This window comes from Haladaptatus sp. CMSO5 (assembly GCF_036689885.1).
Classification (GTDB): Archaea; Halobacteriota; Halobacteria; order Halobacteriales; family Halococcaceae; genus QDMS2.
Map to the genome: position 1 here is coordinate 2,389,557 of NZ_JBAHVW010000001.1, position 26,721 is coordinate 2,416,277.

Sequence of the window (26,721 nt, forward strand, 5' to 3'; positions counted from 1 at the left end):
CACCGCCACGATTCCGCGAAGAGTCGGGATAAACAACAGTAAACAGGATATTCTCAGAAACTAGCATATTGATGGTATTTCGACAGGTCTGGGAACACTCACTCGGATGTCCGCGAGTCGAGTCGAAGTCGGACGGCGTCGACGACGCCCGTAAGGTGGGCGGTGCCCCAGATGGCGACGACGACCGCGCCGATGGTGTCAAAGATGAGGTCTAACATCGTATCCTCTAAGCCGTACTGGGTCAGGACGCCACGGACGCCGAGCAGGCGTGCCGTCTGGTCTAACGCGAATTCGACGACCTCCCAGAAGACGCCAAAAGCGAGCACGAACAGCAGGATGTAGACGAACATGAACTTCGGCGGGAGCGTGATGCTATCTGAGTGTTCGTCTATCGCCCGTGCAGTGGCGTAGCCAACGGCCGCGACGATAGACGACGAAAGCGCGTGGGTGAGGTGGTCCCACCACCAGACATTCCGGTAGAAGCTCCCGATTTCGCTGCCGGGAATCCCCACGGTCCCGAGGGCGTGGAGGAACACGGCCGCCGTAATCCAGAGGGTGAGGCCAGCGTCCATCGGGATGTTGTAGTCGCGTTTGAGCAGCGGTGGCAACTGGACGACGAGCAGCGCAACCGCGGTGTTCACCATGATGCCGCCGCTCCGGCGTTCGACGCCGATGAAGAACATGCCGACGAGCAGCACTTCCATGACGTGGGTGAGCTGGCGCTGGCGGTGTGCTGAGATACCGAGGCGTTTTCGCAGGTTCATCAGCGCACCCCACCCGAGTCGTCTGGTTTGTGCACCTCAATGGGCGCACGACGACGGAAGTAGAGATCGAACACGACACCCGCGAGGACGCCCGCGGCCGTAGACCAGACGAACTCCCACATGAGGGCCTCTTCGCTCACGAGAAAGCCCGTGTTGAGATAGAGGTCTGCCACCCAGCGCGTGACCGCCCACACGCCCGCGGTGGCCATGGTTGCGATGATGACGAACAAGACTGCGAAGCCGTGGGTCATCTCGACGGGCGTGAAGACGTGGAGTTCGACGGCGACGATGAGCGCGAGGGCGGCCACCGAGAGGTACGTGGCGAGTTCACCCGTCACCGGCAGCGTTGCAAACGCGCGACCAACCATCGGTAAGACGGCGAGCAACAGGACTTCCCACGGCAACATCGCCCGCGGGTTACGATAGGAAATCGCTGGAACGAGCGCGAGCGCCGCCACACCTGTCGCAAACAGTGCCCAGAGGAGGTCGCCACCGAGGAGGCTTTCACCGACGACCACGAGCACAAATCCGACCAAAAACCACGAGAGCAGGGCGTTGAGACTCGCATCCTCAACGATACTCCCGAGTTTACCCGTCCGAGCCATGAGAATCTGTAGACAGCGCAGGCGTTAGTAACCTTCCCTTAAATTGCCAGATAGACGACGCCGTAGCCGATGACGGCGAGAGTAATCGCCGCAAGGCCCGTCACCACTGCGTCGAGGACGCGCGCTTCGGTGAGCGCCCAGTTCGTCGGCCGTCGTGGCCGCACGCCCACCGCGCCGAGGGCGAGGACGCTGAACACGAAGTGATACGACGTATCGAGCGTCGGGGCAGGTAACAACACCGCCGCCGCCGCATACCCGCCGCCGAGGGTCGCCCGCCGGTTCAGGTACGAATCGAGCGACCGGCCGTCGAGCGAGAGGTAGACGACCAGCGCGAGCCAGATGGTGGCGAGTTCGATGAGAAAGGCCCCAATGAGGTGCATCGTTGGGTCGGGATACAGGGTGATGCGCCCGGCCAACACCGTCACGTCGAGTGGGTAGAGCAGGCGCGGCGCGCTCCCGGTAAACAGGTCCCCAAATGGATGGCTCAGAAAGCCAACGAGCGCCGTTGCAAAGAGGGCACGCGACGAGAGCGCTTTCCAGCGTCGCATGACGATGGTGACGGCGAGCGCGGCGACGACGAACGCGAGCATCACGGCCGTCCCGAGCAGCCCCGTCTCAGCGAACGCGGCGGCGATGAGGCCAGCGAACACGACGCCCGCAACGGGGTAGGCCCACCACTCGCCCGCGTCAGCCCGGCTCCAGAACGCAACGCCGACGGCGGCGAGTGCGCCGACGAGCAGTGAGTGAGTGACCACGCGGTGGACGAGCGTGCTGGTCGCCCAGAACGCCTCGGTAGCGTCGAACACGCCGGTCACACTCGTTTTGAGCAGGCCGAACACGGCGTAGCTCATATCCACGTCGGGGACGGTGGCGAACGCCCCGGCCGCGATACCGAGCGCCAGCGCCCGCTCTCGGGAGTACCCATATCGCGCGGCGACGGCGGCCGCGATGGCGAACGCGACCATCGCGTGACCGATAAACATTGTAACAAACTGCGACGAGCGGAGATATAAGCTTCTCGGGGGTTACGTCTCGTCGTCGAGTTTCGTCCACTTCTGTTCGATGTCGCCGTTCGCGCGAACGACGGTGTTGCCATCGACTGCGAGGCGCGTCTTGCGGAGTTCGATAGATTTGACGACACCTTCTACGTCACCGGCTTTCACCGTGTCACCGGGCATGAAATCCGGGTCACGGAGCAGATAGACGCCCGCGACGGCGTCTTTTATCATCCCCGAGAGGGCATACGAGACGCCGAGGGCGAGAAAGCCCGTGGCGGTGCCGAGGGAGGCTGCAATGACCGTGAGCCCCACGATAGAGAGAAACGAGAGGGCGACGCCAAACCACAAGAACACGGCGATGACGGTGGCGATGAACTGGCGGTAGACCGGCGACTCACCGACGATGGTGCGTTTCAAGATGGCTTTCACTACCCACATGAGCAGTTGGACGAACACCCCCGCGATGACGAGAAACACGAGGCCGCTGATGAGGTCTGGAAGCGCGGTCGTCACGTTCGAAACGAACTGGTCGAGGGCGGTTTGTACCAGCGACAGCCCCAATTGCAGGAGAAGCATACACCGACATCACGGCCACCCGGCCAATAACTTCCGGGGGCCGCTGCCGTCTTGGACATGCTTTTTTGCGTGCCCTGTGAACGCACGGCTATGAACCGACCCGACGTCACCGAACTCGTGCCACCTGACCGAACGCTCATGGGCCCCGGCCCGAGCGACGTCCACCCCCGCGTCCTGAAGGCGATGAGCACGCCGCTCGTAGGCCACTTAGACCCTTACTTCATCGAAATCATGGACGAGGTACAGGACTTGCTTCGCTACACCTTCCGCACCGACAACCAGTGGACGATTCCCGTGAGCGGAACCGGCTCTGCGGCGATGGAAGCCGCTATCGGCAACGTCACCGAACCCGGCGACACCGTCCTCGTCCCGACCAACGGCTACTTCGGCGGGCGGATGGCTTCGATGGTGCGCCGTGCCGGTGGCTCCGTCGTGGAAGTCGATGCGCCGTGGGGCGAACCGCTCGACCCCGCAGCCGTCGAAGCCGCCTTCGCAGAACACCAGCCAGACGTGTTCGGCTTCGTCCACGCAGAAACGAGCACGGGCGTCCTCCAACCCGAGGTTCCACAGCTCACCGACATCGCCCACAGCCACGACGCGCTCGTCATCGCAGACACCGTCACGAGCCTCGGTGGCGTCGAACTGCGCGTCGATGAATGGGACGTGGACGTGGCCTACTCAGGGCCACAGAAGTGTCTCTCCTGTCCACCCGGCGCGAGTCCACTCACGCTCAATGACCGGGCGATGGACAAGGTGCTCTCCCGCGAGGAGGACGCCCGGTCGTGGTACCTCGACCTCTCGCTCCTGCAGGGCTACTGGGGCGACGACCGCGCGTATCACCACACCGCACCCATCACGAACGTCTACGGCCTGCGCGAGGCGCTGCGGCTCGTCGCAGAGGAAGGCATCGAGAACCGGTGGGCGCGCCACCGGCGCGTCGCTGGCGGGCTAAAAACGGGTCTCCAATCGATGGGGCTCGAAATGAACGCCTCCGACGACTACTGGCTCCCGAGCCTGAACGCGGTGCGCGTCCCCGGCGGCGTCGACGCAGGCGACGTTATCTCGCAGTTGCTCGCAGAATACGACATCGAGATTGCGGGCGGCCTTGGCGACCTCGCGGGCGAAATCTTCCGCATCGGCTGTATGGGTCACTCGGCTCGACCGAAAAACGTGATTGCGCTCCTCGGGGCGCTTGGCAGCGTCCTCGAGGATGCAGACGCAGATGTTGATGTCCCTGCCGGACTCGCCGCCGCAAACTCGGCGCTTTAGGCGACCGGTGCGGGTCCAACGACGGGGTGAATAACCTCGTAGTCGTCGTCGGCCACGCTGATAATCGCCCAGTCATAGTCCGGTTTTTCCGTAAGGAGTTTGTGACGAAGCGACGACGCTGTCCGTTCCCACGTCACGAAACAACGCAATGTTCCAGACGTTGGAAGCGCACCATCGCCGTCGGTGGCCGTGACGTTTACCGTCCGCCACTTGCGCTCTGCTGTGAACTCGGTACCTGACCCGGACACGGTGTATCCGAGGCTGGTGAAAATCGACCTCGCCTCCTCGACTGGTGGCATGTTAACAGGCCCCATTCGTCAGAGAGTACCACTGCGTCCCTCTTAACTGTTCGGCCCGTCGTGAAAACCGCAAGAAGGAGACGCCGTGTGCTTATTCGTGGGCCGCGTCCCACTCGTCGGCTTTGTGGATGTTACCGCAGTCGTTGCATTTGATGCGGCCCATCGAGTCCATGGCCGTGTTGAGAGAGTTGCAGTGAGAGCAGTAAAATCCCCAGCGGTCGTCGCCGTCGTCGGTCTCGTAGACGACGAGGAACGGTCCTTTCGACCCGCGCTCTGCTTCTGCCTCGGTCACGTAGAGCGTCTCGCCGCTGTCGGTCGCTATCGCATCCATGTATGGTAGTTTCGCTCGCCGCAGATAAAGAACTACCCAATCTCGAAGTCGTTATCACAGCCCGCCTGTATGCACCGTCAATGACGGTGCGCCTCCTCCACTACTCCGACATCGAGAACATCTACGACGACCCAGCGCGCGCAGGACGACTCGCCGGACTCATAGACGCCCAGAGAGACGAGGAGACGCTCGTGCTCGGAACTGGCGACAACACCGCTCCGGGAGTGCTCTCACTCGTCACGGAAGGCAGACAGGCACTCTCCCTGTTTCGCGCCATCGAACCGGACGCAGAGACCTTTGGCAACCACGACTTCGACTACGGCCCCGAAGCCACTCTCGACGTGGTTCGCGCCTCGCCCCAGACGTGGGTGAACGCGAATACGTGGGACGGGGACGACCTGTTCGGGAAAGACGACGGCGTCGTCCCACACACGGTTGTAACCGTTGGCGACACGCACGTTGGCCTGTTCGGCGTGACAGACCCCGCGACGCCGTCGCTCACGCCGCGGGCGGCCGCACTCACCTTTACAGACCCCATCGAAGCCGCGAAAGAGGCCGTGGCCGCGCTCACCGAAGCAGGCGTAGACCACATCGTCGCGCTCTCGCACCTCGGCGGCCGCGACGAGGAACTCGCCGTCTCCGTGGACGTAGACGTGATTCTCGGCGGCCACATCCACACCGAACGCATAGAACGCATCGACGGCACGCTGCTCACACGCCCCGGCGTCAACGGCGAGGTGCTGCTTGAGGTCGAACTCGACGAGAAAACCGTGACCCGCCACGAGGTCGCAGACGGCCCCAGAGACAACGCGGTGACCGACTCACTGCGCAGCCAGTTGGCCGACGCGGGTGTTCACGAGGTCGTTGGCCACGTCACAGAACCGCTCGAACGCACAGAGCGAACCGCCTTCCGCGGCGAGAGCCGCGTTGGGAACTTCGTCGCAGACGCCTACCGCTGGGCGGGTGGGGCGGACGTTGGCCTCCAGAACTCCGGCGGGATTCGCTCCGGCCCGGCACTTTCGGGCGACGTGACCGTCCGCGACCTCATCAGCCTCGTCCCCTTTGATGAAGCCGTCGCGGTCATCGAACTCACGGGCGAGGAGTTAGAAGCCGTCTTCGAGCAGGCGAACGGCGGCAACGTGGACTTTGGCGAACCCCACTGGTGGCACGGCCACGTGAGCGGCGCACGCCTCGTCTACGACCACGCGGCGGGCGAATTGGCGTCCGCAACCGTCGATGGCGAACCGATAGACTCTGAAGCTACCTACACCCTCGCAACGACCGAGTACCTGCTCCACGCCTCCCACGAGTTCCCGGTGCTGTCTGCTGAATTGCAGGTCGACCGCCTCGACACCCAGTACGAGGTGCTCGCAGAGTACGCCCGCACAGAAGGCCTCGCGCCAACGGTCGAAGGAAGAATCAGCAGAACTGGCGTATAAGCAAAAGGTTGAGGCCCCTTGCACGTGTTTTCTCGGTAATGACGCTCGTCATCGTCCCTGTCCGATATCCGCTGACTGAGCACTCACACGCCACCGTCGAGAAGGCCATTCAGGTGGCAGACGAGCTTGATGCGGAGCTTACCGTGCTTCATGTCAATCTCTATCAGGCGAGTCGTCGCGTCTCGCGGGCGGACTTGAAAGCCACCGTCGAACGCGAGTTCGGCCGCCTTCCGCGCGCCCGCTACGTCACCCGCGACGGCTTCCTCGTCGAAGAGACCATCCTCGATGAGGTGGCCGCAGAGGGTGCGGACGTGGTCGTCATCGGCCGCAAGCAGATGAGCCGCTGGCGGCGCATGGTTCGGACGCTCATCGATGACCCGGACATCGAACGCTATCTGAACGAAAAGTTAGACTGCAAAGTGATTACCGCGTCTACTGCTTGAACCGGTCTTGCATCGAGACGCTGAGGTCGCCGCTCGTCTCGTCGAACACCATGTGTGAGTGCGGATACGGAATTTTCACGTCGGCCTCTTCGAGACGTGCCCAGACGTTCTCCTGTACCTTCGAGCGCGCGGTGAGCAGTTTGTACGGCTGTTTGACCCAGTAGCGAAGCCGCAGGTTGATGCCGTGGTCTGCGAAGGTATCGATGTAACACGTTGGCTTTGCCGGATAGCGCGCACTGCCGATGCGGATGTCGGGGCCGCCTTCGATGACCTCCTCGACTTCTGCGGCCGCCTGTTCCATGATGTTTCGTGCCTGTTTGAGGTCGCCTTCGTAGGTGACGGTCATGTCGAGGGCGAGCCGTGTGCGTTCGTCTTCTGCGGAGTAGTTAACCACGTCACGGTCGCGGATCTTCCCATTCGGGATGACGAGGAAGGTGTTGTCGAGCGTGAACACTTTCGTGTACCGCAGTGTGATGTCTTCGACGAAGCCCGTCTGCCCGCTATCGACGATTTCTATCATGTCCCCAATCTCGTAGGCTTGGTCCGTCAGGACGAACAGCCCGTTTACGATACTCCCGATGATTGGCGCGAGGATGAAACCAACCGCGGCTGAGAACACCGTCACCGAGAGAGTGAGGTCTGAGATATGCAGGCCAAGGATGTAGATGGCGAGCAGCCCAGCAGCCACCATGATGGCCGTCTGCACCGACCGAAGGATGGTTCGGGTGATGCTCGGGCGACGGAACCGGCGGGCGACCCGACGGCTGAGCAGTTGCATCAGCGTCCGTGAAAGCAGGTAGGCGACGGTGACGACGAACAGTGCGGCGACGACTCTGAGAATGATCTCTGGGATGAATTTGGTGACCTCATCTACAACCGACGTTACCCACGGCGGTGTGGCCGTCTCGTTTGCTTGGAGGAGAACCCATCCCAGTCTCGTCATGTTCATTCCGATACTGGCAGGCGAAAAAAGGGTTGCGCACGACGTGCGGTAACGCCTAAGCGACCGGCGCGTGAGTGTTCACTATGGACTACCGCATGCCACCTGCCATAGAGCGCATGTTCAACGTCACCCAAGACGAACAGCCAGCATCGACCCTCATCGCGGGCTTTTCACAGCCCGGGCTCGCAGGGCTGACGGCCGTTGACTATCTCGTAGAGCACTTAGACCTACACCAGACGGGCTACATCACGACCGACCAACTCCCGTCGATTACCCCGTTCAACGAGGGCAGACCGCGCCACCACACCCGGCTGTTTTCGCGCGACGACCTCGACGTGACCTTCCTCGTTGGCGAGCTGTTCGTCCCCGTCTGGGCGGCAGACTCGTTTGCGCAGTCGGTGCTCCACTGGGCAGACAAGAACACGGTGAGCGAAATCGCTCTGCTCTCCGGCGTTCCAGTTCCTCACGGCCCGGACGACCACCGCACCTTCTACATCGCCACCGACGACTACCGAGCGCGCCGCCTCAAAAACGAGACCGTCCCCCCGATGGCAAACGGCTATCTCGACGGCGTAAACGGGAGCATCATCGAACGCGGGATGGATTCGTCGCTCGCGGCGTGTGTGTTCACCACCCCCGTCCACGGGCAAGCGCCCGATGTGGAAGCCGCGCTTCGCCTCTTGGACACCGTGAGTCAGGTGTACGACCTCACCGTCGATACCGAACCGCTCGAAGCGTTCGCAAAAGCCGTCCAGCAACACTACGCAGACCTCGCAAATCGCTTAGAACAGGTCGAACAACAGTCCAAACCGGAAGACCGGATGTACATGTAGCTTAGAAGAAAATCGGATACCAGAGGTTGGTCGCAAGCCCCATCCAGAGGCCGTAAACGAGGCCGAACAGGATGTGGACGAAAAAATAGCGAAGCGCCTGCGATTCCGTGAGTTCGATGTGAAGCAGGCCAACCCCCACCGCGAGTACGGAGATGCCGTAAAACAGCAAGCCAAAGACGAGGCCCGTAAGCATCGCTTCGGGGAAGGTGTTGTAGTAGGCCGTATTGTGGAAGCGAACGACGTTCCAGAGCACCCACGGAAAGCCAGCCGCGAGCGTGGTGCCAAGCAGAAACAAGAGGATGATTGGCCCGACGTACGGCGACCCGAACAGCTCGCGGCCGCCGGTGAGCCGATTCCAGATCTCTGCAGTTGGAAACGGCAACTCACTGCGATAGTTTAAAAAAGAAACCGTCATGACGAGTGTTGCGGCGAACCCGCCTGCCACGGCGACCAGCGTGATTGGCTGTGGCGAAAACATCGGCATTCTAGACAGTCAGTGGGAGCGCGCATAGTAAGCAACTGCCTTCGCTGTGGTAAGCGGTTCGTAACCTCCACTATTCCGCCCGCCCAGTAGCTATTTCCGCCTGAGTCGTGAGGGGTGACCTGTGCACCCATTTCGTGCTGTGTTGTTCGATATGGACGGCGTAATCGTCGACTCGCAAGCGTACTGGTCAGGATACGAACACGACCGCATCTTCCCGAAAGCGGTCTCCGGTGACATCGAACCGGAAGACATCACGGGAATGAACGTCGAGGACCTGTACGACCACTTAGACGAGCACTACGAGACGAAGCTGTCGAAAGAAGCGTTCCTCGACTGCTACGACGAGACGGCGACACAGGTCTACCGCGAAGACGCCGCGCTCATGGACGGGTTTCACGACCTCGTCGCCACGCTCCGCGAGCGTGGCCACAGCGTGGCGCTCGTCTCCTCCTCACAGCGCAACTGGATTCAAATGGTACTCGACGAGTTCGAGTTAGCAGACAGCTTTGACCGCGTCGTGAGCGCCCAGGACATCGACGCGGCGAGTAAGCCCGCCCCCGACATCTTCCTCCACGCAGCAGAACTGCTCGATGTGCCGCCAGAAGATTGCGTCGTGGTCGAAGATTCGACCCACGGCGTGGACGCCGCCGTGACCGCGGGGATGTACTGTATTGGCTATCAAAACGAAGGCAGCGGCCAAGACCTCACAAAAGCCGACGAGGTTGTCACGTCGCCCGCCGACCTCAGGCGGGCGTTGCTCGATTAGAACTGTTGGGTGCCGTGGTCGGTGATGACCGACTCGATGAGCCGGATTGGCGTCGCGTCGTAGGCTGGATTTTCGAGTTTGAACCCCTCTGCGGGTTCGAGCATGACCTCGCTGCCGGAGCGAATCTCGTTTTCGAACACGAAGCCGTCTTCGATGATTTTCGCCCGCGACCCGACGACGATGACGGGCACGTCAACTTGCGCCGCGGTTGCGGAGATGGGGAACGTGCCGACGCGGTTGTAAAAGAGGTCGCCAACGATGCAGTCCATCCCGAAGAACACGGCGTCACACTCGGGAAGGAAGTGGCCCGCTGCGCTGTCGACCATCAGATGCGTCTCGACGCGGTCGATGCCAGACAGAACGCGCGCCGTCTTGCGACCGAGGTAGCGCGGTCTGGCTTCAGTGACGTAGACGGTGAGGTGATTGCCGTCTTTGGCCGCCTGCTCTACGGCTTCGAGGACGGTCGAGGAGTAGTCGTGGGTGAGAATCGTCATTCCGTCTTCGAGGGAGTCCGCGGCGTTGGCTGCGGCGCGGTCTTTTGCCTTCTCGACCTGGCCCACGACCTCGTCGATGGCTGCGACGGTCAGCTTTTTCGCCTCATCGACCGATTCGGGCTCGGCCTCGGTCACGAGCTCGACGATTTGGCGTTGGGTATTGAAAAGCGACGCGTGAGAGGGGTTTGCCCGGCGCAGTGCGCTACTGTTTCGCTCTAAGTCGCGGATGTACTCCTCTACGGTCACGAACTCTCGCTCTGTGAGGTCAGCGAGGGCTTCTGCGGCCTTCACGGCGACTACCGAGGAGCTGTGTGTCTGCATATCGAGAATCTCCTCGACCGTCTCGTCTATCATACCTCTCGCTTCTCGTTGGGGGCAAAAGAACTTCTGGGTCGTGCGTCTCTCAGCCTTTGATGTTACAGACCGGCAGTGCCCGCGCGACCTTATCGCCGATGCCAAGCGCGTCAGAGACGCGGATGACCTCGTCTATGTCCTTGTAGACGCCGGGTGCTTCCTCCGCAACGGTCGCCCCAGACTGGGCTTTGACGTAGATGTGCTGGTGTTCGCGCAGTTCTTCTCTGACCGTCTCGCCCCAGAACTCCTGTTTTGCCTGCGTGCGGCTCATGACCCGGCCCGCGCCGTGGGCGGTCGAACCGAACGTCAAATCGAGTGAGTTCTCGCCACCGCGCAGGATGTAGCTGTGGGTGCCCATCGACCCTGGAATGATGATGGGCTGGCCTACGTCGCGGTAGGCCGGGGGGAGTTCGGGTCGGCCCGCGGGAAACGCGCGCGTCGCGCCTTTTCGGTGGACGAACAGTTCACGCTGTTCGCCGTCAACCTCGTGGAACTCCTTTTTCGCGATGTTGTGGGCCACGTCGTAGAGCAGTTTCATCTCCATCTCTTCCCACGGCCGGTCGAACACGTCTGCGAACACTTCGCGGGTCCGGTGCATGATGAGCTGGCGGTTCACCCACGCGAAGTTGATGGCCGCACACATCGCGCCGTAGTAATCCTCTGCGAGTTGACTGCCCGCGGGCGCGGCGGCGAGTTCGCGGTCTGGAAGCGCTGCGAGCAGGCCGCTGTGTTGTTTCTCGATTTTTCGCAAGTAGTCCGTACACACTTGGTGGCCAAGGCCTCGGGAACCGCAGTGGATGAGCACCACAATCTGGTCTTCAGAGAGGCCAAAGGCATCACCCACATCCTCGCGGAACACGTCGGTCACGCGCTGGACTTCGAGGAAGTGGTTACCAGAACCGAGCGAGCCAAGCTGGTTTCGCCCGCGATTTTTGGCCTTCTCAGACACCTTGTCGGGGCGGGCGTCGGGACGGAAGCCCTCGTCCTCGCAGTGGGCGAGGTCGGCTTCGGTGGCGTAGCCTTGGTCGAGCGCCCATCGCATGCCCTTGTCGAGCACTTCGTTGACCGTGGCGATGTCGTCTTGGACGACCCCGCCGCCGCCGAGACCGGAGGGGATGGCGTCGAACAGTGCTTCGACGAGTTCCTCCTCGTGGCCTTTGAGGTCATCGTAGGTGAGGTTCGTCGTCATCATCCGGACGCCGCAGTTGATGTCGTAGCCGACCGCGCCGGGCGAGATACAGCCGTCTTGGGTGTCGATACCGGCGACGCCGCCGACGGGGAAGCCGTAGCCCTGATGGCCGTCCGGCATGCAAATGGCGTGGTTCTGGATACCCGGCAGATGGGTGGCGTTTTTGAGTTGGGTGAGCGTCAGGTCGTCGCTGATCTGGTCCAGCAGCGTCTCGCTTGCGAGCACACGGGCGGGGACGCGCATGTCACCGTCTTTGGGAATCTCCCAGACGAACTCGCGGAGCTTGTGAAGCGTGATGTCACCAGCTTCGTAGGTGGTCATAGCAGAAGGTACGGCCGCCGCGCGGAATAGGTTTTCACCTCAGGATTCACCCGCGTGTCAGGCGTCGAAGACGACGTAGCCTTCCCAGCCCGTTGGCGTCTCCTCAATGCGCATTTCAGAGTAGGTCACGGCCTTGATGTCTCGGGCGACCACGTCTGCGAGCGGCACGCCCCGGGCGCTCGCTTCGACCACCCACTCGCCGGCTTCCTCGCGGACTGTCGTCTCGTTCTCGACGGGGAGCACGAGGCGCACGTCGCGTTCGTAGATGAGGTCATCGAGGTAGTCAAAGAGCGCGGCTTCGCAGCTCTCTGCGCGGACGGTAAAGGAAAATCGCTCGCCGGTGGCCGGAAACTCGTCGCACATACAGGCGGTGAGGCCGTCACCGAAGGCGGCAAACAGTTCGCCAAGTGTTTCGCCGGTCGCGGCGACACCCACGTCTGCGGTGTGCTCTTTTAGCTCGAAACTCACGACGAAGCCTCCGCGATGTTCATATAAGTCACTTAGACCGCATCGTCTTTTTCCTCGCGGTTTCCGGGTGCGGCGTCTGGCTCTTCAACAGCGGAATCGACGTCGTCCGGCTGTACCTTCTCCTGTTGGTTGATGCCGGTGAGTCGCGTCAACTGCTCAGACGAGAGGGCGGTTCCCTCGCCATTCGATTCCCCGACGGCAACCCCGCTGGTCACGATGGCGCGGACGCCCTCTTCGACGGTCATGTCCACATCGTGGACCTTCTCTACGGGGAGGTGGACGAGAAAGCCGCCCATCACCGGGTTCGGCGCGAGCGGGAGAAACAGCGTCTGCATGTCGTCGTGGCCCGCCGCCACCTCGATCTCTTCGGGCGTATCGGCGGTGAGAAACCCTATCGTGTACGCGCCTTCGTGGGGGAATTCGACGATTTTGACCTCCTGAAAGCTCTGTGTGTCGCTTTCGATGAGCACGTCGCTCATGCGGCGAAAGCTGTGATAGACCCCACCCACGCCCGGGATTGCCTCGATGAGCGTGTGAAACCGGTCTGCCATGTGCTCGCCGCTCGTCCCCTCGGAGACGATGCCGACGACGAAGATGATGACGACGGTGGCGACAATGGCGGTGGCCTGCACCAGAAAACCCGGCATGTTGATGGTCCAGAAGTAGTTTGCAACCCGAACGAACGGAGCCAACAAATCAGAGACGAATCGTACGATAAATCCGAGGACGATGAACGTGATAATGAGCGGAATCGTAAGCGCTGCGCCGCTGAGGAAGATTTTCCGAAGTCGTAGTTTGAAACTTTCCGCGTGTTCTCGTGGTAAGCCCCCCTCACCGTCACCCGAATCCATTACCGACTCGTATCCCCCCACTGCTGAAAGTGTTGTGGCAGGGGCGGTGGTATTATATCGGCTCCGTCGCTATAATCCGTGATAGTGAGCGTCAACATCGAACTCCGCGTCGCCGGGCCTGGCAATGACGCTTTTGCGAAGGAGGCCTGGGAGCTAAAAGAGCACATCCGAAAACACGAGGGGTTCCTCCGCCAGCGGCGTGGCTTTTTCATGGACGCCTACCGACGGTCTACGGCGTATCTGCTCGTCGAAGACGGCCCCGTAGAGAAACTCGTCGCCTTCTGTTCGGTTCGCCGTGACGGCTACATCCTGTTTCTCGCCGTTGACCCTGACTACCGCGGCGAGGGCTTTGCAGAACGACTCGTCAAGGCCATCGCAGAAGAGTACGGCTCCGTTAGCTGTCACGCGCGAACGACGAACGAACGGGCACTCGGCTTTTACGAACACATTGGCTTCAAAATCGTCCGCGAAGTCACGAACTACTACGAAGACGGCGGTGCGGCCTACTATCTGCGGCTTGGCAACAGTTCGATTACGAGCAAGTTCTCCGAGTTCATGCGCCGCTGAAGGGCAAGTCCTTTCTAACCGTACGACGAATCCCGGTCGATGGAAGAGCGCACGCGTGCGTATCTCCGTGGCCGCTTTCGAGACTACTACAGACGCCACGAGATAACGCCACCACCGAACGCCCACGAGCGAGAGTGGGGCTTCATCCCGTGGACCGACACGCCGGGCACGACGATGGTTCGCCACCGGTCGCTGCTCGACTTGGGCGACCTCGGTGAGTTTCTCAGACACAAGCGCCCACGCCACGTCTACTTCTCCGCCGGGCAGTACGCAGACCCGAGTGCGAACTCGATGACGAAAAAGCGCTGGCAAGGCTCAGACCTCGTCTTCGACTTGGACGCAGACCACCTTCCCTCGGTGACCCTCGGCGAGGACTCCTACGCCGAGATGCTCGAAAAGTGTAAGACCGCACTCATGCGCTTGCTCTCGTTTCTCGACGAGGATTTCGGCTTTCGCGACACGCAAGTCGTTTTCTCGGGCGGCCGGGGTTACCACGTCCACGTCAGAGACGCCGCGGTCAACGAATTAGAGCGCGAAGCGCGCCGCGAAATCGTCGATTACGTCCGCGGTATCGGCCTCGACTTCGACGAACTCATCGCCACGGAGTCCGTCCAAGGGCTGGGCAGAAAAACGCCCGCCGACAAGCGCACCCTCCGCATTCGCGGCGGCTGGGGAAAACGCGCCCACCGCCACCTCATGGGCTACGTCGATGACGTACTCGACCAAGACGAGGAGGCGGCCTTAGAACGCCTCCAGTCGAAAGACGGCGTCGGCGAGGGGCGGGCGAAAGCCGCGCTCACCGCCATGCAGTCGAATCGTGACGCAATCGCGGCTGGAAACATCGACGTTCACCCCGCGTTCTACAAAATTGCGCGCGACGTGATGCGCGAGGTCGTAGACCTCGACAACGCGCCGATTGACGAACCCGTGACCACCGACACGAACCGCCTCATTCGCCTGCCGGGAAGCCTCCACGGCGGGAGTGGCTTACAGGTGCTCCGCCTCGAACGTGACGAACTCGCCGAATTCGACCCACTCAAAGCGGCTGTGCCCGATACGTTCGTCGGCCACGACATCACGGTGGAAGTCAAGAACGGCGGAACGGTCGAACTCGGTGGCGATAGTTTTACACTGTCTGAAGGAGATGTTACAGTTCCAGAGTATCTGGGCATCTTCCTGATGGCCAGAGGACGCGCAGAGAAGGGCAAAGAATGAATCTAGACGACCTCCAATCTGTCCGAAGCAAAGAGCGCCAAAAGGACAGCCTGCAGCATCTTCGATCGACCTTTTATGCCGACGCTGCGGAGTTCATTCAGTCGTTGCGTGACGAGCGCGAAGCGGCCGCCGCGCGCGCAGACGACCCCTTCGACGCACCCGAGGTTCGGCGGCTTTCTGATGACATCAAAACCGCAGAGAGCACCGTCGAAGCCGTCTACGAGCGCCGCATCGGGAAACTCGTCAAGCTGGCGAGCCTCGACGCCGCGGGCATGCCCGTAGACGACGACGGCCTCACCGCAGAGGAGGAGGGCGTTTACGAAACGCTCGTGACGGCAATCGAAGAGAATCGCGCACACGTCCTGTCGGTGCTTTCGGGCGAAGGCGTTCCGACCAGCACCGACGAGGAGACAGAGGCTGCAGAGCCAGCGCCGGAGTCAACCGAATCGACCACCTCCGGCGTCAGCGCCGCAGACATGATGGGAAGCGCGGGCGCAACCGAGCCAGCAGACGAATCGCGCCCGGTTCCCCCAGAGCCGACTACGGACGAGCACGCGCCCGAGGCCCCACCGGACGAACCCGAGTATCCAGACGCAGACCCACAGCCCGGCGCAGACAGCCCAGAGCCAACGGCTGATGCCAAGCCAGAAGCTGCTGACGAAGCTGAAAAGGCAGAAGAGGCGGACGACGAGCGCACGACCGTCCGCATCACGAAAGACGTTGGCGAGATTTTTGGTATCGACCAGCGCACCTACGTCCTCTCTGCAGAAGACGTGGTGACGCTCCCTTCGGCCAACGCGAAGCCACTCGTTGACCAAGACGCCGCAGAACCGCTCAACTAACTCACTTGTTCTGCCGCACAGTTGTTCGGCCCGAGTTCCAACTCCGTCGCTTCTTGGTCGTCGGTGAGGTCACGGACGCCGGTGTTAATGGCGATGACCGTCTCGTAGTTCAGCGGTTTTTCGGGGAGCGTAGCGGTGATTCGCTCGACGAACTCAGCTTCGGGGAGCGCGAGCAATGAGAGGGTGGTACGGAGGGTGTGTATGTCCGTGAAGATGGGTTCACCTGGAGTCGCGCTCGGTGATGACCCGTCTGCTTCGAGTGGGAAGTGACCGGGGAGGACGAGTACGTCGTCGGGTTCTGCGAGGAGCGTGCCGTGAAGCGACTGGTACAGGAGTCGCGCACCGTCTGCGGCGTCTGCGTCGCCAAACTGGAGTTCGGTGCGGCCAACGGAGTTTGTGAACACCGTATCGCCCGAACACACCGCCACGTCGTCTACGAGGTAGTTCACCATCTCAGAGGTGTGTCCGGGGACGGCGACGGCCTTTATCGGCACGTCGCCAACCGTAACCACCTCGTTTCGCCCGAGGGCGTCATAGTCGTAGGTCACGCCGCGGTCGGTGGCGCGTTCGCCGAGGTGGTAGGTCGCGCCCACGGCGTCTGCGAGTGCGCGACCGCCGCTTAGGTGGTCTGCGTGGACGTGCGTGTCAAACACGTCGGTTATCTCGACGCCGTGGCGCTCTGCGAGCGAGATGAACTCCGCGGTGTGGCGGGTCGCGTCCACGACCGCCGCCGTCCCCGTGTGTCGGGCGATAATGAGATAGGAGAGACAGCCCTTCGCCCGGCGCTGGACCTGAATGACGGTCACCTTGGCAGAATCGGTCGGAATGGTGACGGTGTCGTACACCGCGCTCCACGCCTTCATGCCGCCTTCGACGAGCGACACGTCCTCGTAGCCGAGGTCTGTGAGCGCGTCTGCGAAGTGGTCAGAAGAGATGCCCTTCGCGCAGATGGTGATGATGTGGTCGTCGGTGGTCACGCCGAGCCGGTCATAGAGTTCGTCTTTCGTCACGGTGTCGCCGGGCTTGTACGGGAAGTTGAGCGCGCCTTCTATGTGCCACGCCTCGAAGTTATCCGGCAGCCGAGTGTCGATGAGGGCGAACGAGCTTTCGTCGTCGATGAGCCGACGGAGGTCGTCTGCCGTGATACGAGAGACCATACTACTCCAAACGTACAGGAAGTGGATTAACTATTGCCCGACCGGTTGTGCGACCAACGTACACAGTGAACGCGGTGAGATGGTATCGACAACACAGACGACCGAGCGACGAGAGCGGCGCGAGCCTGGTGGGAACCCCCCAACATACGAACCATTATTGCTGTCCGGGCGATTATGTAGAGGTAACCGATGGCCGACTCGATGGCAGAACTACTGCGAAAGGACATGGAGTGTGAGGGACTCCTCGAATGTTTCCACGGGCTCCGGGAACTCGACCGAGACTGCTTCAGCGTGCTCGCACAGTCCGAGGAGGCGTTGACGATAGACGAAATCGCGGACAAAGTCGGGCGAGAACGCTCTACTGCGTACCGCGCCGTCCAGCGCCTCCTACAAGCGGGCTTCATCCAGAAAGAACAGGTGAACTACGAACAAGGCGGCTACCACCACGTCTACACCACCGCAGCTGCAGACGAGGTCGCAGACGAACTCCAGCGCCTCCTCAACGACTGGTATGCGAAAATGGGCACGCTCATCCAAGAGTTCCGGACGAAGTACGACCACGAGCCGCTCGAAGTGAGCGAATAGTAGCGGTTTTTTCGAGTGATAGTGGTGTCGTGAGCCGCGGGTGCAGCCGAAGAAATATGATGGCCAAACGTTTACCTGACTCCTACTGCTGGCTTGGATATGGATATCGCGCTCGCACTACGGCTTGACGTACTCATCGTTCTCGTGTCGCTTCTGATTGGTGGCGTCGTTACCACTGCATTTTTCGTTGGAGCAGGATTCTATGCCCTGTTGTACACAGCCGTGGTTGGTGGGCTCATTGCATTGATCGCACTCGGTGTCGCACGTGGTGGCTATGGTGGACTTGAGACACTGTGAGGCAGGTCGTGACTGGACGATGGGATTGCTGATTTCGTTCCCCCTCGAAATAACCGAATACGCTGGATTCACCACCGCCTCAACGAACTATCCGCAACTGAGGGGTTAAACAGTGCCTCCAATTCGTCTTTCGAATCAAAAAACGGTGCGAGACTACTGGAAGGTGCGACTGAACTCGCGTTCCTCGGTCTCGGGTTCGCGCTGTTGGAAGCGCTGTTCGATTTCGTCGTAGCGGCGCTTCGTCTCGTCGGTGACCGACGGCTGAACCTCCTTCATCGCCTTCTTGAAGTGTTCGGCCGTCACGCGCACGTTACCAACCCCGGTGGCGATGTCTTCGGGCGAGACGCTGCGGATGAACTCGCGGCTTGCGGCCATCGACGCCTCGCGCACGAGTGCTTCTAGGTCGGCACCAACGAAGCCCTCGGTGTCTTTGGCGAGTTTATCGAGGTTGACCTCTTCTGCGATTGGCTTGTCCTTCGTGTGGACTTCCAAGATGGCGCGGCGGGCCTCCTCGTCCGGGACGGGGACGTGGATGTGGCGGTCTAAGCGACCCGGGCGCAACAGCGCCGAGTCGATGAGGTCTGGCCGGTTGGTCGTCGCGATGACAACTACGTCTTCGAGTTCTTCTAACCCGTCGAGTTCGGTCAGAAGTTGGGAGACCATGCGTTCAGAGACGCCGGAGTCACCCATGCGCTGGCCGCGTTCGGAGGCAATAGAGTCGATTTCGTCGAAGAACACCACCGTTGGGGCGTTCTCGCGGGCTTTGGCGAACACTTCGCGGACACCCTTCTCTGACTCACCGACGAACTTGTTGAGCAGCTCGGGGCCTTTGATGGAGATGAAGTTCGACTCGGCCTCGTTTGCGACGGCCTTTGCGAGCAGGGTCTTCCCCGTGCCGGGTGGCCCGTAGAGCAGGACTCCCTTTGCCGCTTCCATGCCCATCGTCTCGAACACCTCGGGGAATTCGAGCGGCCACTGGATGGTCTCACGGAGGCGCTCTTTGGTGTCTTCTAAGCCACCGACGTTCTCCCACGACACGTCTGGCGCTTCGACGAACACCTCGCGGAGCGCAGAGGGCGAGATGCCCTTTAGCGCCTCTTTGAAGTCGGTTTCCGTGACCTGAATCGATTCGAGGACGTCCGCGTCAATTTCGTCGGCTTCGAGGTCGAGCTCGGGCCGGATACGCCGGAGTGCGTTCATCGCCGCCTCGCGGGCGAGCGATTCTAAATCCGCCCCGACGAAGCCGTGGGTGTTCGCCGCGTACATGTCGAGGTCGATGTTTTCGGTGAGCGGCATCCCACGAGTGTGGACCTGGAGAATCTCCTTGCGACCTTGCTTGTCCGGGACGCCGATTTCGATTTCACGGTCGAACCGGCCACCGCGGCGCAGTGCGGGGTCGATAGCGTTGATACGGTTGGTTGCGCCAATAACCGTCACCTGTCCGCGCTCGTTGAGGCCGTCCATAAGCGAGAGGAGTTGGGCGACGACGCGGCGTTCGACGTCACCGGAGGTCTCCCCGCGCTTTGGCGCGATGGAGTCGAGTTCGTCGATGAAGACGATGGCCGGAGCACCCTCTTCTGCGCGCTCGAACACCTCACGGAGTTGCTCTTCTGACTCCCCGTAGTACTTCGACATGATTTCGGGGCCGGAGATGGTCTCGAAGGTGGCGTCGATTTCGTTTGCGACGGCCTTCGCGATGAGCGTTTTCCCCGTGCCCGGTGGGCCGTGGAGGAGGACGCCCTTTGGCGGTTCGATGCCGAGTTGCTGGAACAGCTCGGGGTGGCGCATCGGCAACTCAATCATCTCGCGAACCTGCTCTAACTCCCTGTCGAGGCCGCCGATATCCTCGTAGGTGATAGAGGGACCACCGAGCGGGCTGGTTCGCTCTGCACCGCGAATCTGCTCTGCTGGCTTCTCGCTAATCTCGATTTCCGTCGAGTCGGTGACGACGACGGTTCCAGACGGCGTGACGCCCGCGATGCGGAGCGGAATCTTCTGATTCGACATGCTCGTCATCGGGCCAAAGCCGAGCGAGAACGGCACTGTCTGGCCTTTGGTGATGGCCTGTCCGGCGAGTTTATCGCGGATGTACGGGCCGATGTTCCCGCGGATGCGGAGGTTCTGTGGCAGAGCCACCGTCACCTTCTTTGCGGGTTTCACGTCGGCTTTCTCGACGGTGACGCGGTCGTCGATGCCCACGTCCGCTTCCTGGCGGAGTCGGCCGTCGATGCGAATGATGCTTCGCCCTTCGTCCTCGGGGTAGCCGGGCCAGACGCGGGCGACAGCGCGCCCACTGTCTTTCCCTTCGATGACGATGTAATCGCCGTTTTCGAGTCCGAGTTCGGCCATTGCTGCGCGGTCTACGGCGGCCAGGCCGCGACCGGCGTCTTTCTGTTTTAGGGGTTTGACGGTGAGCTTCATCGGTCTACCTCGATAGTAAGGATGCCATTTTTGATAAACGCTCTTGCCCTATCCTCCGTGGGTATCTCGATTTCGAGTTGTTCGTCGTCGTCCCAGACGACGATTGCGGTGTGGTCGATGACATCGACCGAGGCACCACCACGCATGCCGAGGTCGGCCGCGAACACGGTCGTATCGGCGTAGTCGTAGCGGGTAAACTGCCCCTCATCGCCGCCCGGACTGTCTTGTAGCGTGATTTTCATACTAACCTATAGTTAGTCATCTCGGTATTTAAGTGTTTCGCTGAGAATCGTGGTACGGCGCAGGGAATCGATTATTTGGTGGTATTGCGGTTCAGTGTTCTAAACTTATCCGTCGGGCCTGTGTCGTCTCACGTATGGACACGGTATCTCACCACGGACGGGAGACGGCGTATCGACGCACCGACTTTGGCGACGACGGGCCGCCGGTCTGCTACATTCACGGCAGTGGCGGCAGCCACCGCGTCTGGACGGGCATCTACAGGCGGCGCTCGAACACCCACCCCGCGGTTGCCCTCGACCTGAGCGGCCACGGCGAATCGGACGATTTCGACGCCGAACCCGGCTTTGCAACGCTCTCTGCCTACGCGGACGACGTCCTCGCCGTCGTCGAAGAGACCGGCGCATCCGTCCTCGTCGGCAACTCACTCGGCGGCGCAATCGTCATCCACCTACTCGTCAAACGCGGGTTCGAACCAGAAGCCGTCGTCCTCGCGGGCACGGGCGCGAAACTCGCCGTGCTCGACGACCTCCTCACCCTCTTCGAAACGGACTTCGAGCGCGCCGTCTCGTTCCTCCACGGCGAGGACATGCTGTTTCACGACACGACAGCGAGCGTCACCGACCACTCGAAAGCCACGATGAACGCGGTGGGCCAAGCCGTCACGACGAGGGATTTTCGCACCTGCCACACGTTCGATGAACGAGACGCGCTTGGAGATATCGAAACCCGTACCCTCGCACTCGTTGGCGAGTACGACCGACTCACACCAGTTGCGTATCACGAGTATCTGGTCGAGAACATGCAGAATGCGACGCTCGTCAGGATAGAAAACGCCGCCCACCTCGCGATGATAGAACAGCCAGAAGCGTTTGCCACCGCAATCGAGCGGTTCCTTGCTCAATAGAGATTGTCTAAGTCTTTCTCGACGTGGCTATGTTCGGGGCCGGGGAAGCTTCCCTCGCGCACCTCGTCTGCGTATGCAGAGATTGCCTTCTCCATCTCCGCGCGCACGTTGCCGAACTGTTTTGCGAACGGTGGTTGCCAGTCGCTCATGCCCACGATATCGTCCACGACGAGCACCTGTCCGTCCGTGTCCGGGCCAGCGCCGATTCCGATGGTCGGAATCTCTAACGCCTCGGTCACCTGCGCGGCGAGGTTCGCGGGGATGTGTTCGAGCACGAGCGAGAACGCACCCGCGGCTTCGTGTTGTTTGGCGAGGTCGAGTATTGCTGCGGCAGAGTCCCGCGTCGTTCCTTGACGGGTGTAGCCGCCGAGCTGGTTCACCTGCTGGGGGGTCAATCCGAGGTGTGCCATGACCGGAATCCCGAGTTGCGTGAGTTTGCGCGTCAGTTCGACGGTGTGTGACCCACTCTCGATTTTGACGGCTTTCGCGCCGGCTTCTTTGAGCATCCGCCCGGCGTTTTTGATGCTCTCTGCGTCGTCTACGCCAAAGCTGAGAAACGGCATGTCCGCGACAACGAGGGCGTTTTCGGTCGCCCGAGCGACGGCGGCCGTGTGGCGCACCGTATCGTCAACCGTCACGGGGAGCGTCGAGTCGTAGCCGAGCGAGGTGTTCCCGAGGCTGTCACCGACGAGAAGAATATCGAGGCCCTGTGCATCGGCAATCGCGGCGGTCGGCGCATCGTACGCCGTCATCATCGCGATGCGCGTCTCGCCCGCCATGTTGCGGATGTCCTTGACTGTCGTGGGCATATGACAGAGGTGGTCGGGATGGGATTAAACGTATTCGGTCGCCCGCACGCGATAGCGACAAACGGCAACCATTAACCACCCCCCACCGCTACGAGAACCTGTGCCAGCACGCGTCGAGACGACCGAAGTCGAGGGAATTGACTACACGTGGGTGATGCAGGTCACCTTCGTCCTCACCATCGCCATCGGCGCGCCCGTCGTCACACTGCTCTCGATTCCCTACACCCTCCCAACGTGGGGGGCGCGTGCCTCGTTCGCGATTCGTGTCGGGGCGATCATCTGGCTGCTGACGGCGCTTTCGGTCTACACCTACGCGCGCCGGAGCGCTTCGACATAGACGAACTTCGTCCCCGCCCGTGTCGCGGTTTCTGCGTCGCTTTTCGAGTCGCCGATGAACACCGTCTCAGCCGGGTCTGCGCCGAGTTCGTCGATGACCGAAAGCAGGGGTTCTGGGTGTGGCTTTTGTTCGGGAAGCGAGTCGCGTCCGACCATCGCAGAAACGCGCTCAGAGAGGCCGTGGGTTTCAAGGGCGATATGCACCGCAGAAGCGCAGTTGAGCGAGCACACACCCACTGGGATGCTCGTCGGAATTGCGTCTGCTAAAAATAGTCGCGTCGAATTGTGTGCGCCGGTTCGCTCGTGGTCTGCAATAATCGACTCGACGAGCGCGCCGTTGTCCGTTTCTTTGCCAAGCGAGAGGAGTCCCCAGAGGTCTTCGCCGTCCGTTTCGACACCCCGACTTTGGAGGGCTGCGGTCACGTTCTCACGAACCGCGTTCCAATCGACATCGAGCCGGACGAGCGTGCCGTCTAAGTCATAAACAATCGCGGTTGCCGACGCGAGCGTGGAGGGGGCCATAGAGAGTGTCTGTCTGCTGAATAAAAATCGCTTCTGGCTACTGGTTTTCGACAGCTTCCTCGACACGGTTGACGACCTCAGTCGCCACACTGCCCGGATTCAGCCCAATGAACAACCCGTCGTCACCGGAGAGCACGCGAATCGCAATCATGTTCCCCATGTAGGTGACGAAGGCTCGAACACCGTCCGGGTCGACGAACAGGTCTTTGAACAGCTCCCGTTCGGTGAAATCTAAGTGAACGTACGAATGGATGGTGTCGAAATGAGCCTCCATCTGGTCGCGGTCGCGATAGAGTGCATCGACGGTCTCTGAGACGTACAGAATGTTGAACGCTTCTGTGTTGTACTCGACACCGATGAGTACCTCCGCATCGGGAACCGAAGCCGCCGCTTCGAGTGCGGCCTCGGCGTCGAAATCAACGACGGCAGTTGTGCCCGTGAAGTTCATTCAAAGCCCTTCACAGCTATCCGATAAAAGGGTACTGTCAATGCACGCAGTCAGGAAATGGTATCGCTTCGCTACCCGAGTAAGTTGCGGGCGATGACCATCTTCTGAATCTCGGAGGTGCCTTCGTAGATGGTCGTAATCTTCGCATCGCGGTACATCCGTTCGACGGGGAAGTCCGTGGTGTAGCCGTAGCCGCCGTGAATCTGGACGGCTTGATTCGCCACCTGGACGGCGTTTTCGCTGGCGAAGTATTTCGCCATGCTCGCGGCCATCTGAACGTCCTCACCGGCGTCGTCGCGGCGGGCGGCGTCGCGGGCGAGCAGCCGGGCGGCCTGTACTTTGGTCTGCATGTCAGCGAGTTTGTGCTGGATGGTCTGAATCTCGGCGATTGGGTTGCCGAACTGCTCGCGCTCTTGGGCGTAGGCAAGGGCTTCGTCAAGCGCCGATTGGCCGACGCCAACCGCCTGTGAGGCGATGGCGATGCGCCCGCCGTTCAAAATAGAGAACGCCGCAGAGAGCCCTTTCCCGACCTCGGTCAGCCGATTTTCCGCGGGGATGTGCACGTCGTCGAAGATGAGTCCCGTCGTGTCGCTTGCTCTGAGGCCCAACTTGTCTTCCTTTTTGCCGACTTCGACCCCCGGCGTGTCCTTCGGGACGAGGAACTGGGTGACCGTCCGCGGGTCGGTGCGGTCGGTTTTGGCGAACACGACGGCCACGTCAGAGCGCTGGCCGTTCGTAATCCACTGTTTTTTCCCGTTGAGCACGTACTCGTCACCGACGCGCTTTGCTTCGGTTTCCATCTGCGCGGGATTCGAGCCGGCGCTCGGCTCAGAGAGACAGAACGCGCCAATCGACTCGCCGCTTGCGAGGCGTGGCAGCCACGTTTCGCGGTGGGTGTCGGTGCCGAACTCGTTGATACAGGCGTTTACGAGGTACTGAACCGACATCGCCGTCGCCGCCGCGAGCATGCCGTAGGCGACCTCCTCGTTTACGATGCTGTAGGTCATCCGGTCGCCGCCAAAGCCGCCGTACTCCTCGGGGATGTTGAGGCCGAGTAAATCGAGGTCAGCGAGGCCCTGCCAAACCTCCTCTGGGAACACCTGCTCTCGGTCTGCTTGCTCGGCCGTCGGACGAATCTCGTTTACAGAAAAGTCGCGGACAGCCTCCTTTATGGCCTGTTGTTCAGGCGTGAGTTCCATACCCACAATCTAGAGGCAGGGTCGAAAAACTTGCCCCTTTTTCACTCGGCGAGGGTGAGGTCGAAGCGTTCTTCTAAGGCTTCGATGACCGAGCCACCGACGCCCGCACTCGTCGCCCGGCCCTGCTCAACGGCAAGAAGGTCGTCTTCGGCGAGGTCTAAGTCGTCAGCGAGGTCTTCGACCGTCAGCCCGGCGTCTTGGCGCGCTTCGGTGACGAGGTCTGCGTAGCCTTTCACGAGGTACGGAAGCGGGTCGTCGTCGTAGTGCGTGCCCTCTTTCTCCCAGCGGGTGGGGTCGCCTTTGCGGGCGTCTGCCATCCGCGCGACGTTTCTCGCCGCCCGCTTTTTGCGGCTCTCGCGTCGTTCTTCCGGTTCGTTCATCCGCTCTTTGCGTTCGCGTTTCGAATCGCCGTGGGGCGCACAGTCACGGCAGACGAGCAACTCGGCCCCGGCTATCGATTCCGTCCGGAGGTCGCCGGTGGTTTTGCCACAGAGCTCACACGAGTCGCCACCGCCGCCGCCGAGGCTGCCGCCGGTCGAGTACTTGGCCATGGTCGATTTTAGGGGAATTGACCGTTTAAAACGTGCGCTTCCCTCAGTTTTCCGCGAAGCGTTCGATAACCCAACCAGAACGCCTATACAGAGCGGTGACACGTACAGTTCCATGCGCCGCCGCCAGTTCCTCCACCTCGGCGTCGCTTCCACCCTCGGCCTCGCAGGCTGCCTGAATCAGGGGACGGAAGGCGACGCCACCACGACCTCATCGCAAGCGACGACCACGACGCCAGCTAGCGACGGCCGCCGTGGCGTCTACATCCAGTCGTTCGTCGAGGGGATGTACATGGCCGGGATGGCCGACGCCGGCCCGTATAAAGTCGGGTTGATGTACACCGTCCCCCACGAGTTCTGGAACGTGAATGGAACCAGCCTCCAGAAAACTGCAATCGACGAAGCTGATTCGGTACACGTGATGGCGACCGTCTGGGACCCAGAAACCGGTATCGTCCTCCCTGAATCTAGCCTCTCGGTCGAACTCGCTGGCAGAGAAGAGGTCATCTACCCGATGCTCTCCCAGCGCATGGGCTTTCACTACGGCGACAACATGCCGCTCGGAGAAGACGGTTCGTACACCGCGACCGTCTCGGTTGGCGGCCTGAACATCGAGCGAACCGGTGCGTTCGCAGAGAAGTTTGCAGATCCCGCCTCGGTGGACATCGACTTTGAGTTCACGAAAGACACCCGCGAGCAGATTTCCATCACCGAAATCGAGGAGGCGGGCAACCCCGGTTCAGTCAAGCCAATGGAGATGATGCTGCCCCTCGGCTTCGCGCCCGAACGCGATGCCCTCCCCGGTACCGTCCTCGGTGACGGAAACAGCGGAAATGCGGTGTTCGTTGCGACGCTCCTCGCTGGCGACGAAGTTCCCGCTGGCATCGACGCCGAGAATTACCTCGCCGTCTCTGCGCGGACGCCGTACAACCGCTTTGTCCTCCCGGCGATGGCGCTCGGTGGAACACTTTCACGCGATGGTGAAGAGATTTATAGCGGAACCTTCGAGCGAACGCTCGACCCCGACCTCAACTACCACTACGGCGCGGGCGTGTCGGGTGTCGAATCCGGCGATACGCTCACGCTCACCGTCGAAACGCCGCCACAAGTCGCCCGCCACGAGGGCTACGAAACCGCCTTCCTCGACACGGAACCGTTCGAGATAGCGCTGTCCGGGCAGTGAGGCTTTAGTGTCGGCGGG

The 26,721-nt window shown here is 61.3% G+C and carries 33 protein-coding genes; 13 read left to right on the top strand and 20 right to left on the bottom strand.

The annotated features are described in order from the left end of the window. Nucleotides 1-98 precede the first annotated feature (98 nt). Genes V5N12_RS12685 through V5N12_RS12700 form a run of 4 tightly spaced genes read right to left on the bottom strand, consistent with a single transcriptional unit; the run spans nt 99 to nt 2,943 of the window. Nucleotides 99-764, bottom strand: a complete 666-nt coding sequence (locus tag V5N12_RS12685) for a hypothetical protein (protein ID WP_332899533.1) — start codon at nt 762-764, stop codon at nt 99-101. After that, on the bottom strand, nt 764-1,369 hold the full coding sequence (locus V5N12_RS12690; protein ID WP_332899534.1) for a hypothetical protein: 606 nt from the start codon (nt 1,367-1,369) through the stop codon (nt 764-766). Before V5N12_RS12690 ends, V5N12_RS12685 begins: the two co-directional genes overlap by 1 nt. A 38-nt stretch (nt 1,370-1,407) precedes the next feature. Further along, on the bottom strand, nt 1,408-2,352 hold the full coding sequence (locus tag V5N12_RS12695; protein ID WP_332899535.1) for a metal-dependent hydrolase: 945 nt from the start codon (nt 2,350-2,352) through the stop codon (nt 1,408-1,410). Between the two features lie 42 nt (nt 2,353-2,394). Continuing rightward, nucleotides 2,395-2,943 carry a mechanosensitive ion channel domain-containing protein gene (locus V5N12_RS12700; protein ID WP_442904944.1) on the bottom strand — a complete coding sequence of 183 codons (549 nt, stop codon included), beginning with the start codon at nt 2,941-2,943 and terminating at the stop codon, nt 2,395-2,397. A gap of 90 nt (nt 2,944-3,033) precedes the next feature. Here V5N12_RS12700 and V5N12_RS12705 point away from each other — a divergent pair, with 90 nt between their 5' ends. After that, complete coding sequence (locus V5N12_RS12705; protein ID WP_332899536.1) at nt 3,034-4,212, top strand: pyridoxal-phosphate-dependent aminotransferase family protein; 1,179 nt, start codon at nt 3,034-3,036, stop codon at nt 4,210-4,212. Here V5N12_RS12705 and V5N12_RS12710 read toward each other — a convergent pair. Both V5N12_RS12710 and V5N12_RS12715 read right to left on the bottom strand, forming a co-directional pair. Then, on the bottom strand, nt 4,209-4,526 hold the full coding sequence (locus V5N12_RS12710; protein ID WP_332899537.1) for a DUF7116 family protein: 318 nt from the start codon (nt 4,524-4,526) through the stop codon (nt 4,209-4,211). The genes V5N12_RS12705 and V5N12_RS12710 overlap by 4 nt on opposite strands. Nucleotides 4,527-4,602: 76 nt before the next feature. Continuing rightward, nucleotides 4,603-4,842 carry a DUF5816 domain-containing protein gene (locus V5N12_RS12715; RefSeq protein WP_332899538.1) on the bottom strand — a complete coding sequence of 80 codons (240 nt, stop codon included), beginning with the start codon at nt 4,840-4,842 and terminating at the stop codon, nt 4,603-4,605. A gap of 80 nt (nt 4,843-4,922) precedes the next feature. On the opposite strand from V5N12_RS12715, the gene V5N12_RS12720 reads away from it, so the two are divergent. Both V5N12_RS12720 and V5N12_RS12725 read left to right on the top strand, forming a co-directional pair. Then, complete coding sequence (locus V5N12_RS12720; RefSeq protein ID WP_332899539.1) at nt 4,923-6,281, top strand: bifunctional metallophosphatase/5'-nucleotidase; 1,359 nt, start codon at nt 4,923-4,925, stop codon at nt 6,279-6,281. A 38-nt stretch (nt 6,282-6,319) separates the two neighbouring features. Continuing rightward, nucleotides 6,320-6,724, top strand: a complete 405-nt coding sequence (locus V5N12_RS12725; RefSeq protein WP_332899540.1) for a universal stress protein — start codon at nt 6,320-6,322, stop codon at nt 6,722-6,724. Here V5N12_RS12725 and V5N12_RS12730 read toward each other — a convergent pair. Beyond that, nucleotides 6,714-7,667: a mechanosensitive ion channel family protein gene (locus V5N12_RS12730; protein ID WP_332899541.1), complete on the bottom strand. Its 954-nt coding sequence runs from the start codon at nt 7,665-7,667 to the stop codon at nt 6,714-6,716. The genes V5N12_RS12725 and V5N12_RS12730 overlap by 11 nt on opposite strands. Before the next feature lie 83 nt (nt 7,668-7,750). On the opposite strand from V5N12_RS12730, the gene V5N12_RS12735 reads away from it, so the two are divergent. Next, a complete protein-coding gene (locus V5N12_RS12735; protein WP_332899542.1) occupies nt 7,751-8,500 on the top strand; it encodes a proteasome assembly chaperone family protein in 750 nt (249 codons plus the stop codon). Nucleotide 8,501: 1 nt separating this feature from the next. Here the strand turns inward: V5N12_RS12735 and V5N12_RS12740 are convergent, their stop codons facing one another. Beyond that, entirely contained in the window at nt 8,502-8,984 is a 483-nt protein-coding gene (locus V5N12_RS12740) for a hypothetical protein (RefSeq protein ID WP_332899543.1), read from the bottom strand. Nucleotides 8,985-9,123: 139 nt separating this feature from the next. Between V5N12_RS12740 and V5N12_RS12745 the strand changes: the two genes are divergently transcribed. Further along, a complete protein-coding gene (locus V5N12_RS12745; RefSeq protein ID WP_332900105.1) occupies nt 9,124-9,750 on the top strand; it encodes an HAD family hydrolase in 627 nt (208 codons plus the stop codon). Here the strand turns inward: V5N12_RS12745 and V5N12_RS12750 are convergent. Genes V5N12_RS12750 through V5N12_RS12765 form a run of 4 tightly spaced genes read right to left on the bottom strand, consistent with a single transcriptional unit; the run spans nt 9,747 to nt 13,427 of the window. Further along, entirely contained in the window at nt 9,747-10,598 is an 852-nt protein-coding gene (locus tag V5N12_RS12750; RefSeq protein WP_332899544.1) for a translation initiation factor eIF-2B, read from the bottom strand. The genes V5N12_RS12745 and V5N12_RS12750 overlap by 4 nt on opposite strands. A 49-nt stretch (nt 10,599-10,647) precedes the next feature. After that, the gene (locus tag V5N12_RS12755) at nt 10,648-12,108 is read right to left on the bottom strand and encodes an RtcB family protein (protein ID WP_332899545.1); all 1,461 of its coding nucleotides are present in this window, start codon (nt 12,106-12,108) and stop codon (nt 10,648-10,650) included. 57 nt (nt 12,109-12,165) lie between these two features. Further along, the gene (locus V5N12_RS12760) at nt 12,166-12,576 is read right to left on the bottom strand and encodes an archease (RefSeq protein ID WP_332899546.1); all 411 of its coding nucleotides are present in this window, start codon (nt 12,574-12,576) and stop codon (nt 12,166-12,168) included. A gap of 32 nt (nt 12,577-12,608) precedes the next feature. Further along, complete coding sequence (locus V5N12_RS12765; RefSeq protein WP_332899547.1) at nt 12,609-13,427, bottom strand: DUF502 domain-containing protein; 819 nt, start codon at nt 13,425-13,427, stop codon at nt 12,609-12,611. 84 nt (nt 13,428-13,511) lie between these two features. On the opposite strand from V5N12_RS12765, the gene V5N12_RS12770 reads away from it, so the two are divergent. The 3 genes from V5N12_RS12770 to V5N12_RS12780 are packed head-to-tail and all read left to right on the top strand — an operon-like array spanning nt 13,512 to nt 16,051. Next, nucleotides 13,512-13,994 (top strand): GNAT family N-acetyltransferase, encoded by a 483-nt coding sequence (locus V5N12_RS12770; RefSeq protein WP_332899548.1) that lies wholly within the window; start codon nt 13,512-13,514, stop codon nt 13,992-13,994. Between the two features lie 39 nt (nt 13,995-14,033). Further along, a complete protein-coding gene (gene priS / locus V5N12_RS12775) occupies nt 14,034-15,209 on the top strand; it encodes a DNA primase small subunit PriS (protein ID WP_332899549.1) in 1,176 nt (391 codons plus the stop codon). After that, entirely contained in the window at nt 15,206-16,051 is an 846-nt protein-coding gene (locus tag V5N12_RS12780; RefSeq protein ID WP_332899550.1) for a hypothetical protein, read from the top strand. The genes priS and V5N12_RS12780 overlap by 4 nt, the downstream gene beginning before the upstream one ends. On the opposite strand, the gene V5N12_RS12785 is transcribed toward V5N12_RS12780, so the two are convergent. Then, on the bottom strand, nt 16,048-17,208 hold the full coding sequence (locus tag V5N12_RS12785; RefSeq protein WP_332899551.1) for an MBL fold metallo-hydrolase: 1,161 nt from the start codon (nt 17,206-17,208) through the stop codon (nt 16,048-16,050). The two genes, V5N12_RS12780 and V5N12_RS12785, sit on opposite strands and share 4 nt — an antisense overlap. 189 nt (nt 17,209-17,397) lie before the next feature. On the opposite strand from V5N12_RS12785, the gene V5N12_RS12790 reads away from it, so the two are divergent. Both V5N12_RS12790 and V5N12_RS12795 read left to right on the top strand, forming a co-directional pair. Then, nucleotides 17,398-17,793: a helix-turn-helix domain-containing protein gene (locus tag V5N12_RS12790; RefSeq protein ID WP_332899552.1), complete on the top strand. Its 396-nt coding sequence runs from the start codon at nt 17,398-17,400 to the stop codon at nt 17,791-17,793. A gap of 99 nt (nt 17,794-17,892) precedes the next feature. Further along, complete coding sequence (locus V5N12_RS12795; RefSeq protein WP_332899553.1) at nt 17,893-18,090, top strand: hypothetical protein; 198 nt, start codon at nt 17,893-17,895, stop codon at nt 18,088-18,090. 153 nt (nt 18,091-18,243) lie between these two features. On the opposite strand, the gene V5N12_RS12800 is transcribed toward V5N12_RS12795, so the two are convergent. Beyond that, entirely contained in the window at nt 18,244-20,511 is a 2,268-nt protein-coding gene (locus V5N12_RS12800) for a CDC48 family AAA ATPase (RefSeq protein WP_332899554.1), read from the bottom strand. Continuing rightward, nucleotides 20,508-20,753, bottom strand: a complete 246-nt coding sequence (locus tag V5N12_RS12805; RefSeq protein WP_332899555.1) for a DUF7127 family protein — start codon at nt 20,751-20,753, stop codon at nt 20,508-20,510. The genes V5N12_RS12800 and V5N12_RS12805 overlap by 4 nt, the downstream gene beginning before the upstream one ends. Before the next feature lie 134 nt (nt 20,754-20,887). Here V5N12_RS12805 and V5N12_RS12810 point away from each other — a divergent pair, with 134 nt between their 5' ends. Continuing rightward, complete coding sequence (locus V5N12_RS12810; protein ID WP_332899556.1) at nt 20,888-21,658, top strand: alpha/beta fold hydrolase; 771 nt, start codon at nt 20,888-20,890, stop codon at nt 21,656-21,658. On the opposite strand, the gene panB is transcribed toward V5N12_RS12810, so the two are convergent. After that, nucleotides 21,652-22,467 carry a 3-methyl-2-oxobutanoate hydroxymethyltransferase gene (gene panB / locus V5N12_RS12815; RefSeq protein WP_332899557.1) on the bottom strand — a complete coding sequence of 272 codons (816 nt, stop codon included), beginning with the start codon at nt 22,465-22,467 and terminating at the stop codon, nt 21,652-21,654. The genes V5N12_RS12810 and panB overlap by 7 nt on opposite strands. 100 nt (nt 22,468-22,567) lie before the next feature. Here panB and V5N12_RS12820 point away from each other — a divergent pair, with 100 nt between their 5' ends. After that, nucleotides 22,568-22,804, top strand: coding sequence for a DUF5822 domain-containing protein (locus V5N12_RS12820; protein WP_332899558.1), 237 nt, complete (start codon nt 22,568-22,570; stop codon nt 22,802-22,804). Here the strand turns inward: V5N12_RS12820 and V5N12_RS12825 are convergent. The 4 genes from V5N12_RS12825 to V5N12_RS12840 all read right to left on the bottom strand — a co-directional run bounded on the left by V5N12_RS12825 (nt 22,777) and on the right by V5N12_RS12840 (nt 25,523). Then, a complete protein-coding gene (locus tag V5N12_RS12825) occupies nt 22,777-23,325 on the bottom strand; it encodes an HAD family hydrolase (protein ID WP_332899559.1) in 549 nt (182 codons plus the stop codon). The two genes, V5N12_RS12820 and V5N12_RS12825, sit on opposite strands and share 28 nt — an antisense overlap. A 37-nt stretch (nt 23,326-23,362) precedes the next feature. Beyond that, entirely contained in the window at nt 23,363-23,773 is a 411-nt protein-coding gene (locus V5N12_RS12830; RefSeq protein ID WP_332899560.1) for a hypothetical protein, read from the bottom strand. Between the two features lie 71 nt (nt 23,774-23,844). After that, nucleotides 23,845-24,972 carry an acyl-CoA dehydrogenase family protein gene (locus tag V5N12_RS12835; RefSeq protein ID WP_332899561.1) on the bottom strand — a complete coding sequence of 376 codons (1,128 nt, stop codon included), beginning with the start codon at nt 24,970-24,972 and terminating at the stop codon, nt 23,845-23,847. A gap of 41 nt (nt 24,973-25,013) precedes the next feature. Continuing rightward, nucleotides 25,014-25,523, bottom strand: coding sequence for a transcriptional regulator (locus V5N12_RS12840; RefSeq protein ID WP_332899562.1), 510 nt, complete (start codon nt 25,521-25,523; stop codon nt 25,014-25,016). A 112-nt stretch (nt 25,524-25,635) separates the two neighbouring features. On the opposite strand from V5N12_RS12840, the gene V5N12_RS12845 reads away from it, so the two are divergent. Next, nucleotides 25,636-26,703 carry a DUF7350 domain-containing protein gene (locus tag V5N12_RS12845; protein ID WP_332899563.1) on the top strand — a complete coding sequence of 356 codons (1,068 nt, stop codon included), beginning with the start codon at nt 25,636-25,638 and terminating at the stop codon, nt 26,701-26,703. Nucleotides 26,704-26,721 lie beyond the last annotated feature (18 nt).